Annotated in this window: 10 protein-coding genes; 3 read left to right on the forward strand and 7 right to left on the reverse strand. The window is 63.4% G+C overall.

Features of this window, described 5'->3' with window-relative positions:
- Positions 1-83: 83 nt before the first annotated feature.
- Positions 84-980 (reverse strand): IclR family transcriptional regulator, encoded by an 897-nt coding sequence (locus PSO31014_RS03660; RefSeq protein WP_246176207.1) that lies wholly within the window; start codon positions 978-980, stop codon positions 84-86.
- A 230-nt stretch (positions 981-1,210) separates the two neighbouring features.
- Here PSO31014_RS03660 and PSO31014_RS03665 point away from each other — a divergent pair, with 230 nt between their 5' ends.
- A complete protein-coding gene (locus tag PSO31014_RS03665; protein ID WP_246176208.1) occupies positions 1,211-3,565 on the forward strand; it encodes a cytochrome P450/oxidoreductase in 2,355 nt (784 codons plus the stop codon).
- A gap of 34 nt (positions 3,566-3,599) precedes the next feature.
- Here the strand turns inward: PSO31014_RS03665 and PSO31014_RS03670 are convergent, their stop codons facing one another.
- The 3 genes from PSO31014_RS03670 to PSO31014_RS03680 form a co-directional block, all read right to left on the reverse strand.
- Entirely contained in the window at positions 3,600-4,814 is a 1,215-nt protein-coding gene (locus PSO31014_RS03670; RefSeq protein ID WP_174976358.1) for a multidrug effflux MFS transporter, read from the reverse strand.
- A gap of 176 nt (positions 4,815-4,990) precedes the next feature.
- Positions 4,991-6,346, reverse strand: a complete 1,356-nt coding sequence (locus tag PSO31014_RS03675) for an MFS transporter (protein WP_150550327.1) — start codon at positions 6,344-6,346, stop codon at positions 4,991-4,993.
- 587 nt (positions 6,347-6,933) lie between these two features.
- Complete coding sequence (locus PSO31014_RS03680) at positions 6,934-7,197, reverse strand: hypothetical protein (RefSeq protein WP_150550328.1); 264 nt, start codon at positions 7,195-7,197, stop codon at positions 6,934-6,936.
- A 437-nt stretch (positions 7,198-7,634) separates the two neighbouring features.
- On the opposite strand from PSO31014_RS03680, the gene PSO31014_RS03685 reads away from it, so the two are divergent.
- Positions 7,635-8,048, forward strand: coding sequence for a hypothetical protein (locus tag PSO31014_RS03685; protein ID WP_150550329.1), 414 nt, complete (start codon positions 7,635-7,637; stop codon positions 8,046-8,048).
- Between the two features lie 34 nt (positions 8,049-8,082).
- On the opposite strand, the gene PSO31014_RS03690 is transcribed toward PSO31014_RS03685, so the two are convergent.
- Complete coding sequence (locus PSO31014_RS03690) at positions 8,083-9,000, reverse strand: LysR substrate-binding domain-containing protein (protein ID WP_150550330.1); 918 nt, start codon at positions 8,998-9,000, stop codon at positions 8,083-8,085.
- Between the two features lie 195 nt (positions 9,001-9,195).
- Between PSO31014_RS03690 and scpC the strand changes: the two genes are divergently transcribed.
- The gene (gene scpC / locus PSO31014_RS03695; RefSeq protein WP_150550331.1) at positions 9,196-10,692 is read left to right on the forward strand and encodes a succinyl-CoA:acetate CoA-transferase ScpC; all 1,497 of its coding nucleotides are present in this window, start codon (positions 9,196-9,198) and stop codon (positions 10,690-10,692) included.
- Between the two features lie 426 nt (positions 10,693-11,118).
- Here the strand turns inward: scpC and PSO31014_RS22325 are convergent, their stop codons facing one another.
- Positions 11,119-11,268 carry a hypothetical protein gene (locus PSO31014_RS22325; protein WP_174976359.1) on the reverse strand — a complete coding sequence of 50 codons (150 nt, stop codon included), beginning with the start codon at positions 11,266-11,268 and terminating at the stop codon, positions 11,119-11,121.
- Positions 11,269-11,370: 102 nt separating this feature from the next.
- A complete protein-coding gene (locus tag PSO31014_RS03700) occupies positions 11,371-12,123 on the reverse strand; it encodes an EAL domain-containing protein (protein WP_150550332.1) in 753 nt (250 codons plus the stop codon).
- Positions 12,124-12,155: the final 32 nt, after the last annotated feature.

The raw sequence follows: 12,155 nt of genomic DNA on the forward strand, positions 1-12,155 counted from the left end.
ATCGCCTTTGCATTGGGGCCCTTATCGACACTCGCCGTCCCGAATCCAGAAACCGATAGTCAGTTCTGCGAAACGCCGCTCTGTCAGGCGCCGGCCGGCAGCGGCGGACGATAGCCCAGCGCATGGCTTGCGGACAAGGCTTCGCGGCGCACCGCCTCACCAATCGGGCCGTCCATGCGCGCGTCGAACCCGCCCGTGGCACCCAGCGCCGTGACGACACCGACCAAGCGGCCGTCGTAGTTGAAGACCGGCGCGGCCAGCGCGCTGATCCCCGTCAGGTTGGTGTCGCGAACGCTTGCCCCCTGCGCGGCGCGCACCTCGGCACGCAGCGCGCCGATGGGATCGGACGCATCGAGCTGTGCGCGTTGCTCCGGCGAGGCATGGGCCAACTCGGCTTCGGCCATCGCCATCACTTGCGGATCGTCCAGGCATCCGAGAAAAACACGGCCGGCGGCCGACCAGAGCATCGACATTACCGACCCGATGCGCACGTTGATCGTCACGGGCAGGCCCGGCTCCTCGAAACGCACGATGGTCGGTCCCTTGTTGCCCATGACGGCGATGAAGCAGGTGACATCGAAGGCTTCGCGCAAGCGCACGAGCGCCGGTTCGGCCGCACGCACCGGGTCGGCCTGCCGCATGGCGGCCACGCCGATGAGCATCGCTTCGAGTCCGAGATGATAGTGCTGTGAGTCGGTGTCCTGCGCGACGAGGCCCTCCTCCACGAGACTCATCAGATACCGGTGCACTTTGGCCGGACTTTGCTGCACATGCTGGGCGAGTGCGGTCAGGCTCGCGCGACCGCCCAGCCGGGCCAGCCCCTTGAGCACGACCATGCCGGTCTCGGCCGATTGCACGCGTTGACGGCGCCCGCGCTCGCGCGGTGCGTCGGTGACATCGTCGTCATGGGGGGCATCAACGCGCGAAGGCGTATCGGCGCTGCGCGGAAGGCCTGCGGTGGGTCGTTTGCTTGTCGTCATCGCCGAGATTTTATGATGCAAAGCGATATTGTCCGGCATCGGCGAGGCTAGAGGTTAACCCCAGTCCACCAAATTACGCAATGCGTATTATATTTACGCTTAATAAATTCCAGGGAGGAGAGGCGCACCGCCCGATCGCGTGATCGCTCCTCTACACTTGTTCTATATTGCGCGTGTCGTCGCGAGCCCAACGCGGCGCCCGTCACACCGTACCCAGAGAGCGTGAACGGATGAGCCAACCGATTGCCCCCACCTCCGACACGGCCGCCGCCGGCGGCTGCCCTTTTCATCAGACGCCTGCCGCCACAGCCCCCAACGGCTGCCCGGTGAGCGCCCGTGCCGCGGACTTTAACCCGTTCGAAGACGGTTACCAGCAAGACCCGCCCGAGTATGTGCGCTGGGCGCGCGAGCAAGAGCCGGTGTTCTACAGCCCGAAGCTCGGCTACTGGGTTGTCACGCGCTACGACGACATCAAGGCGATCTTCCGCGACAACCTCACGTTCAGCCCGTCGATTGCGCTTGAAAAGATCACGCCGACCGGACCGGAAGCGAATGCCGTGCTGGCCTCCTACGGCTTCGCGCTCAACCGCACGCTGGTGAACGAAGACGAACCCGCCCACATGCCGCGTCGTCGCGTGTTGATGGAGCCGTTCACGCCCGAGCATCTCAAGCATCACGAGCCGCTGGTGCGCCAACTCGCACGCGACTACGTGGATCGCTTCATCAACGACGGCCGCGCCGATCTCGTCGACCAGATGCTGTGGGAAGTGCCGCTCACGGTGGCGCTGCACTTCCTCGGCGTGCCGGAGGAAGACATGGACAAGCTGCGCGAGTATTCCATCGCGCACACGGTCAACACGTGGGGACGCCCCAAGCCCGAAGAGCAGGTGGCCGTGGCCCACGCCGTAGGCAATTTCTGGCAACTGGCGGGCAAGATTCTCGACAAGATGCGTCAGCACCCCGAGGGGTCGGGCTGGATGCAGTACGGCATTCGCAAGCAAAAGGATTATCCCGACGTCGTCACCGATTCGTATCTGCATTCGATGATGATGGCGGGCATCGTGGCCGCGCACGAGACGACGGCCAACGCCACCGCGAACGCCATGAAGCTGCTGCTCCAGCATCCGGACGTCTGGCGCGAGATCTGCGACGACCCATCGCTGATTCCGAACGCCGTCGAAGAGTGTCTGCGTCATAACGGCTCGGTCGCCGCATGGCGCCGGCTGGTCACTCGGGACGTCAACATTGGCGGCATCGACATCGCCGCGGGTGCGAAGCTGCTGATCGTGACCTCGTCCGCCAACCATGATGAAGCGCACTTCGCCGACGCCGACCTGTTCGACATTCGCCGCGAAAACGCGAGCGATCAGTTGACGTTCGGTTACGGCTCGCACCAATGCATGGGCAAGAACCTCGCCCGCATGGAAATGCAGATCTTCCTCGAAGAATTCACGCGCCGGCTGCCGCACATGACGCTGGCAGAGCAGACCTTCACTTATGTGCCGAACACCTCGTTCCGCGGCCCGGAGCATGTCTGGGTCGAGTGGGATCCGGCGCAGAACCCCGAGCGCCGCGACCCCGCCGTGCTGACGCGTCACTCGCCCGTGCGCATTGGCGAACCCTCGGGACACAGCGTGACGCGTCCGGTCGTGGTCGAGTCTGTGGTGCCGGTGGCCGACGGCATCGTGAAGCTACGCCTCGTCGCCCCGGACGGCCGCGCCATGCCGCGCTGGGCCCCGGGCTCGCACATCGACATCGAGTGCGGCGACACGGGGCTGTCGCGTCAGTATTCGCTGTGCGGCGATCCGGCCGACGCCGGCGCGCTGGAAATCGCCGTCCTGCATGAACCGCAAGGCCGTGGCGGTTCGCACTGGGTTCATACGCAAGTGAAAGCCGGCGACCGCCTGCGCATTCGCGGTCCGCGCAATCACTTCCGGCTCGATGAAACGACGCGTCGTGCCATCTTCGTTGCGGGCGGCATTGGCGTGACGCCGATTGCCGCCATGGCGCGTCGCGCGAAGGCCTTGGGTATCGACTACGAGATCCATTACAGCGGCCGCAGCCGCCACACGATGGCGCTGATCGACGAACTGCTCGCGCTGCATGGCGAGCGTTTGCATCTGTGGGTGAAAGACGAGGGCCAGCGCGCCGACTACGCCCGCCTGCTCGCCACGCCGCGAGACGGCACACAAGTGTATGCCTGCGGCCCGCTACGGATGCTCGACGCCCTCGCACAGTGCTGTGCGCCCTGGCCGGACGACACGCTGCGCGTCGAACACTTCCAGTCGCAACTGGGCACGCTCGATCCCGCGAAGGAGCATGCATTCGACGTCACGCTCAAGGATTCCGGCATTACGGTGACGGTGCCGGCCGATCAGACGCTGCTCGCGGCGCTGCGTGCGGCGAACATCGACGTACAGAGCGACTGCGAGGAAGGGCTGTGCGGTTCCTGCGAGGTGCAGGTGCTGGAGGGCGACGTGGATCACCGCGACGTGGTGCTCACGCGCGCCGAGCGCGACGCGAACACGAAGATGATGTCGTGCTGCTCGCGCGCCTGCGGCAAATCGCTGGTGCTGGCGTTGTAGGTCGCCGCGTCGGCGCCCGGCGCGCTCGGTGGGTTCAGTGGGCGTGCCGCGGCTTGCGCAGCATCGCCAGCAGCGCGACGAGCGCGAGCCATGCAAAACCGCACATGACCGTTGCGAGCGGACGCGGCGAGCCGTCGTTGAGCACGCCGAGCAGCCCACCCGCCGCGAAGCCGAAACCATACTGCACACTGCCCACGAGCGCCGCCGCTGCGCCGGCGCGCGTCGGGTGATTGGCGAGCGCCCCCGCCACCGAATTCGCCGTGATGATGCCGCGCAGCGACATGAACAGAAACAATAGCGCCACCATCATCGGCAGCCGCGCGCCCCCCAGCCACGCGCTCGCGCACAACACGGTCGTGACGATCGCACAGCCCACAATGCCGGCACGCATCAGGCGATCTGCGCCCAACTGCCCCACACGGCGCGAGTTGAACATGGTCATCGCCGCCATGCCGACGATATTGATGCCGAAGAGCACCCCGAAAAACTGCGGCGACACATGGAAGTACTCCATGTACACCAGCGGCGTGCCCGTAATGTAGGTGAACGACGCGCCAAAGACCGCGCCGCCCGCCAGCATGTAGCCGACGAAATGCGGGTCGCGCAACAGATGCCAATAGGACATCAGGACGGCACGCGGTCCACCCGACTGACGCGCGTGCACCGCCCCGGTCTCCGGCAAACGCCACAAGGCCAGCATCGCCACCGCGCCGAACACCGCGAGAATGCCGAAGATCGCGCGCCACGTCGTGACGCGCAGCATCTGTCCGCCAACGAGCGGCGCCACGATCGGTGCAACGCTCATCACCAGCAGCATGATCGAAAAGGCGCGCGCACTGTGGCGCGGCCCGTAGACGTCACGCACGATGGCTTGTGCAATCACGGGCATGGCGCATCCGCCGAGCGCCTGCACGAAGCGCCACACCATCATGTGATCGATGGTGTCGGCAAACGCACAGCCGATGCTGCCGAAGATGTACAGTGCGATCCCCGCCGCCATCGGCCGACGACGCCCAAAGCGGTCCGCGAGCGGACCCCACAGGAGCTGCCCGAAGGCGAACCCCAGGAAGAAGTAGGAGAGCGTGAGCTGCGTGGTCGCGACACTCGCACCCAGTTCGTGGCGCAACGTCACGAGTCCCGGCAAATACATGTCCGTGGAGGCGGGCGCGATCATCATGAACAGGCCGAGAATGCCCAGCAACACACGCTCGGAAGGCAACGCAGGAGAGAGTTCGGACGTCGATGTCATGATCGTTCTGAGAGGTCGGCGCAATGCCTGTCGCGCTGCGGGAGGCGCCGCAAAAAAAACGACGCCCGCCATGATAACGCTGGCGGGCGTCGCACTTTCATACTCGATGGTTATCGGACCCCTAACCGATGCTTATGGCGCAGCGTTCAGGTCCCGAACCTTTCGACCTCGCCATCTCATCCGGCCGTTGCCGCCTGCAGGTTGCCGCCGTCGCTGCGCTGCGTGCGGGCAATCGCCAGCACGCCGATCAACGAAACGCACGCAGGCACCGCCGCCGCCAGGAACAGCGACGACGACGACCATTGCAAATGCATCAGCGCGCCGCCCAGCACCGGACCGAGCACCGAACCGATGCGGCCGATACCGAGGCTCCAGCCAATGCCGGTGGAACGCAACGAGGTGGGGTAATACGTCGCGGCGAGTGCGTTGAGCGCCGGTTGCCCGCCGATGATCGAGAAGCCCGCGAAGAAGATGGCGATGAACACCGCGACCATCGACACCATGACCATCGGATTGCCGATCGCCGCCGTCGCCGCCATCGCGATGAGGAACGTCACGGCCAGCACGCTCGTGAAGCCGACGCGATCGATCACGCGGCCGAGCAGTAGCGTGCCGATCACACCGCCCGCCCACAGCGCGGTGCCCGCCATCACGGCGACCTGTGTCGAATAGCCCGCATCGCGAATTACCGTCGGCAACCAGTTCGACAGGAAGTACATGTCGAGCAAGTTTGCGAAGTTCACGACCCAGAGCAGCAGCGTCACCCGTGCGCGGCCGTCCTTGAACAGCTCGACGAACGGCACGCCTTTCGCCTTTTGCTCATCGAGCACGAAGCGGGCGTCGACCGGCACGTTGGCGCCGGGTGCCACGCGTAGCAGTTGCTTGCGAATGTGTGCGTTGTCGCGTTTGCCGAACATGAGGAACTGGATCGACTCGGGCAGCGAGATCCACATCAGCACACCGAGCACCAACGGAATGGCGCCGCCGATGTAGAACACCGCGCGCCAGCCCAGGCTCGGAATGATCGCCGCCGTGATGAGGCCGCCGAGCACACCGCCCAGCGTGAAACCGCACGACACAATCATCATGAGCGACACGCGGATGCGGCGCGGGCTGTACTCGCCGGCAAGCGCCATCGCGTTCGGCATGATGCACCCCAGGCCCAGCCCGGCCGCAAAGCGCCAGACGACCAGTTCCGTAATCGTGTTGGCGAAACCGGTGACGATCATGCACGCCGAAAAGCACAAGGTCGCGCCAATGAGCACCGGGCGACGGCCCAGCTTGTCGGCCAGTGCCGAAAAGGTAAGCGAGCCGACCAGCATGCCGAACAGCCCCGCGCCGAATACCGGCGCGAGTGTTTCCTTGGCAATGCCCCATTCCCGAATCACCACCGGCGCGACATACCCCATCGCCTGAACATCGAAGCCATCTACCACCAGACACATCGCGCACAATGCGATCACCCACCACTGATACGCGCCCAGACGGCTCTCGTCGATCAGTGCGCCCACATTCACTTCTGCTGCTTTCATTTTGTCTCCCAACGTTTTTCGCAACTTCGTGGCATTGCGTTCCCGGTCGAGGGGCTGGCGACGGCCTATTCCCATCGCGGCCTCGTCCCAGGCGCCTCGTTGCCCGAATCCAGCAAACAAGGCATGTCATGCGCCGGATCGGACGGCGAATCCACCCAATTCCGTCGCGCATGAAATTACGCTTTGCGGAAGTTTATATCGCCAAACGTAAATCAATGCCTAGTGTTAACACTGAGATTTTCAGGACATGCAAACGCGATGGGGGCAGGAATCCGAGCGAGATCGGTGGAACCTCGGCTCACGGACATGGCGCTCAGCTTTGTGGTTTTTCTCCATCTGAACGATGGGAGCCCCCTGGCAAAATGCCAGCAGGCTATACAGGCGGGGGAATTGGGCCAAGGATGCGATGAAAAGCGACGAATTGTCGCAGTTGGCGTTTTTCTACAAATTTTCTTGCGAAGGTTAACCCGTCTAGGGATTTCCCTGATATAGTTACACCTGTCTCCTCCACCTCCTCCTGGTGGATTTCACGGCCAGCAACTTGCTGGCCGTTTTTTTTGCTCGCCGATCCTGCCCTTACAGGGCATTCAGTGGGATGTCTGACTCTCGTTCGCGACGCGATCTTCGATGCGGCGCTCGATCCGTTTTCGGACCATTGCCGCAGCCTCGGACGCATCATGGGCATCGATGCTCGAAAATTCGCAACGTCCGATGTAGTGCCCCTCACAATAGGCATCGACGGCACCATCGAAACGTTCGTCGGTACGCGGTGTGACCGCCCCCTCCAAGTCGAACGGGCGCCCCGGCGGCGTGTGGCTGACGTAGTGCCAGGAAAACCGAAAAGATTGCATCACATGTCCCCTTCAATCCAGCGGCAGCGATCACGCTGCCGACCGATGCTGTTTTTCAGGAAATCCTAGCATGTTAAGGAATCTCGACAAACGGTCGAAAAAAAAGCGGCCCGCCTGATCGGCGAGCCGGATAGTCCGTGGAGGTCGGGGGCACATCTGAGCCACGGCAACTCCACTCTAGCCCCGAATCACTGTCGCTATTCTCGGTAATTTTCCTGATCCGGCGTAAATGGTTTGTCTGACGCCGCCCCCCCATGCCGTTACGGAAGCGAGACTGTCACGCTCGCTCGTCGTGCCTTCGCAAGAAAACTCATCGGCCAACCTCGCCCGCCGATGCTCGGCAATCCGGCAAGCGGCGACCGCACAACAGGGGGGACGAAATGGGGTCGGCGCTACGGTAACGTTTGGCTCCCCGCCCTCCTTCCCACGACCTCGCCATGACGCTCAAATTTCGCAATCCGGCGAACGGAGATGTCGTCGAGATCACGCGTCTGTCGTGTGTCGCGGCCTTCTTCCTCGGTCCGCTTTACCTCATGGCCTACGGATTCACGTGGCATGCGCTCGCCTGGACCCTCCTCGCCATCGGGCCCGCGTTGATCTGGAAGGAATCGGCATTGGCGTTTTCGCTGCCCGCCACCTGCCTGTTCTACTCGCTGATGATTCACCCGCTGCTCATCGGCAAGCTGCGCGCCAATGGCTGGCCGCCCACGCGCGACGATGCCGTGCCCAGCCCTCGCCAGCGCGGCTACGACGTGTACGGCGATGCGCCGGCCTTCCGGCGCGCTGATGCCGGTCACCCGCTCGCCGCGACGTCCCGCCCTGCCGCCAGCGATGGCGAGTCGTCGGCGTAACGCGACAAGCCGTGCCCGGACGGCACCGAGGCGATCAGACGGGCGGCGTTACGTTGTCGTCACTGTCAGGCGAGGCCTGCGGCGACATCGCAATGAATCGATCGATCGCCGCCGAGGCGTGTTCGGCGCGATAAGCGAGGCTGATCGGCGCGAGCGGCACGTCGCCCTCGATGGGCCAGAATCCCATGCCGGGTGTACGAATCTGACTCACCGACGCGGGCACGAGCGACACCCCGAACCCCGCCGCCACCATCGGCACGATCGACGTGATCTGCGGCGCTTCCTGCCCGAGCTTCGGGTGAAATCCGGCAGATTCGCAGGCCGCAATCGTCCGGTCGTACAACGCTGGACTGATCTCGCGCGGCAGCAAGATGAATTCGTCCCGGGCGAGCGCGGCGAGCGGCACGCGCTCCCGCGCGCACATCGGGTGTCCCAGCGGCAACACCAACACCATCGGCTCGTCGGCGACCGGCACCGTGACGATCCCCGGCGGCAGCTCGAACGGCGTGCGAACAAATGCCACGTCGACCGCTTCGTCGACCAGCGCCGTCAACAAGCTGGCGGTGTTGCTCTGTTGCGGATGCAGTTGCACGTCGGGATAGCGAGCGCGGAAGTCACGGATCCACGCAGGAATGCGGGGCTCGAAGTACGTCGCGCCCGCAAACCCGATACGGATCTGCCCCGCCTCGCCGCGCGAGATCTGCTGCATTCGGCGCTTGACGCGCTCCACTCGCTCCAGCACCTGCCGCGCTTCCGGCAGGAACGCCTCGCCCAACTCCGTGAGCACGACATCGCGCGGCAAGCGCACGAACAACGGCCCGCCCAATTCCGCCTCGAGTTGCCGAATCTGCAGACTCAACGGCGGCTGCTGAATGCCGACACGCGCCGCCGCCCGCGTGAAATGACGCTCTTCGGCGACTGCAATGAAATATTGCAAATGCCGCAATTCCATGACTGCTCCTCTGTCTGCCCCGCCCCATTGGGGTTTTCGTTGCTCATACATACAAAGTATTCAAATGCCACTTTTAATATATTGGAAATGTGACCGATGGGTCAATACACTGCGAATCAGGCGCGGACAGGCTTGCCCTTAGCTGCCACGCCGAAAGATCAAGGGATTCGAATAAGAGAGACGAGGAGCCTGAAGATGTTTGAAGACCGCATCCGCCTGGCGTCGCTGCGCGACCGGGTGATGAGTGCCGACGAAGCGGCAATGTTGGTGCGAGACGGCATGGTGGTCGGCATGAGCGGGTTCACCCGCGCCGGCGACGCCAAGGACATGCCCATCGCGCTGGCCAAGCGGGCCAAGGCCCACCCGATGAAGATCACGCTGATCACGGGAGCGTCGCTCGGACACGATTCCGACAAGACGCTGACCGAAGCAGGCGTGCTGGCGAAGCGTCTGCCGTTCCAGGTCGACACGACGCTGCGCGGCGCGATCAATCGCGGCGATGTGATGTTCGTCGATCAGCATTTGTCGGAGACCGTCGAATTCCTGCGCACCGGACAGTTCGGCGCGCTCGACGTGGCCGTGATCGAGGCCGTTGCCATCACGGAAGACGGCGGGCTCGTGCCGAGTTCGTCGGTCGGCAATTCGGCGAGCTTTGCGATCCTCGCGGACAAGGTGATTGTGGAGATCAACCTTGCGCAGCCGCTCGCCTTCGAAGGCATGCACGACATCTGGATTCCGGGTCAGCGTCCGCATCGCGCGCCGCTGCCCATCGTCGACGTGCGCGATCGCGTCGGCACGAACGTGGTGAAGATTGCGCCGGAGAAGATCGCCGCGATCGTTATCACCGACACGCCGGACAGCGCCTCCAACGCGCTGCCGCCCGATGCGGACACGCAGAACATCGCCGGCCACCTCATCGAATTTTTCCAGCACGAAGTCTCGCGCGGCCGCCTGCCGCGCACGCTGCCTGCGATTCAGTCGGGCATCGGCACCATTGCCAATGCGGTGCTCACGGGCTTCATCGACTCGCCGTTCGAGAACCTTACGATGTACTCCGAGGTGCTGCAGGACTCGACGTTCGAACTCATAGATGCGGGCAAGATGGTGTTCGCGTCGGGGTCGTCGATCACGGTGTCGCAAGCCGTGCAGGATCGTGTTTTCAAGCATCTCGGGCGCTATCGCGACAAGCTCGTGCTGCGTCCGCAGGAGGTCAGCAACCATCCTGAAGTCATTCGACGGCTGGGGTTGATCGCACTCAACACCGCGCTCGAAGCGGACATTTACGGCAACGTGAATTCCACGCACGTCGGCGGCACGCACATGATGAACGGCATCGGCGGCTCGGGCGACTTCGCTCGCAACGCCCGCATGGCGATCTTCGCCACCAAGTCGATTGCGAAGGACGGAAAGATCTCGAGCATCGTGCCGATGGTGCCGCACGTCGACCACAACGAGCACGACGTGGATATCCTCGTGACGGAGCAAGGCCTGGCCGATCTGCGCACGCTCGCCCCGCGCGAGCGCGTGAACCTGGTGATCGATCATTGCGCGCACCCGAGCTACCGAGAAGTGTTGCGCGACTACTATCGCGACGCCCTGCGCTATGGCGGGCAGACGCCGCACGCGCTGGAACACGCGTTCGACATGCACGTCAACTTGCGCGAGCGCGGTTCGATGCTGGCGGGGCGATGACGTTGCCGACGGTCGCCAACGCCGACGGGCGGGCGACCGGACGCGGCGACCGTTGCGATGGATGCGACGGGCTCAACCATTGCGATGGCGCCGACGCGCATTGTCGACGCCGGGGAAGAACATGGGACGCATGCGGTCCTGTGGGCCGAACGCCGATGCGGGCGTTCAGGCATTCGCGGCTCGCCGGCGTGCGCAGGCGAGCCGCTTTTTATATGTGTGCGCGTGGCGTGGTTATCGAAACGAGAAGCGTCGGCCATTCCTTCGACGATCCAGCGAGTGGGCGATTCTCCATCACGCCCCTGCCCGCGTCACAGCCAACCGGCGGGGCGAGTGCCGGGTTCGCGGCGTTGGCCTGATTCGGTGCCTGATTCGGTGCGAAGCGCCACCCCGACGATGCGTGGACGGACGCTTCGCTTCCCTTGGCCGTCAGCAGTTGCCCTTTTTCGCCTGCCCCGGCGGACAGAAGCCATTTCCCGGGCCGCCACGTCCGCCATAACCGCCATCGTCGGGAAGATAGACGGCGCAACTTGCCAGCAGGACGGTGGTAGCGAGAAGCAGAAAAGCGAGTTTGCGCATTTGGCGGATCTCCGAATGAAGAGGTGACACACGACAGCAGGATCGCGCGATGTGTCGCCATTCTATAAGTGACATTCTCACCGGACGCCCCCGGGCGGATCGTCAGAGATATACACTCGCGTCGAGATCAGGGATCGCTCTGAATGCGGGCTTCGCAAAGAAATAGCCTTGCATCAGGCTGACACCGTGCGCAATGAAGAAGTCACGCTCGCCTCGCGTTTCAATGCCTTCCGCAACGACCTGTATGCCCAAGTCCCTGGCGATGGCGAGTATTCCCTTTACGATGCGCTGACGCACGGAATCCGTATCGATTCCACGAAGTAGACCCATATCAAGCTTCACGATATCCGGTTGAAAATCCACCAACAAAGCCAGCCCGGAATATCCGGCACCGAAGTCGTCAATTGCCGTAAGGAAGCCATAGCTTTTATAGGCTCTGAATATCTCGACCAAGTGCGCGCGATCGTTAACGTATTCTCCCTCGACGGTTTCAAAGATGATTCGTTCGAGCGGAAACCCATAGGTCTGCGCGGCCTCGAGCGTCGTCCTGATGCAGACTTCCGGGCGGTACACCGCGTTCGGCATGAAGTTGATTGACAGGTGCGCGTCGAGCTTCAGCTCGGCGGCCGTTGCAATGGCAACTTGCCGACACCGCTGGTCAAACCGATATCGATTTCCGTCATCGACTTGCGACAATACCGAGTATGCCGGCGCGCCATTCGAACCGCGCACCAGCGCCTCACACGCGAAAATCTTCTTGTGACTGACGTCGACAATCGGTTGAAACGCAAAATCGATATCTATCGATAATGTCGCTTCATCCTGGCAGCCAGCGCATCCTTTCGACTGACGCATTGGCGCGTCAGCGCCGGGAGACCTTGAAAACT

The organism is Pandoraea soli (assembly GCF_902459595.1).
In the GTDB taxonomy this organism is placed as follows: Bacteria; Pseudomonadota; Gammaproteobacteria; order Burkholderiales; family Burkholderiaceae; genus Pandoraea; species Pandoraea cepalis.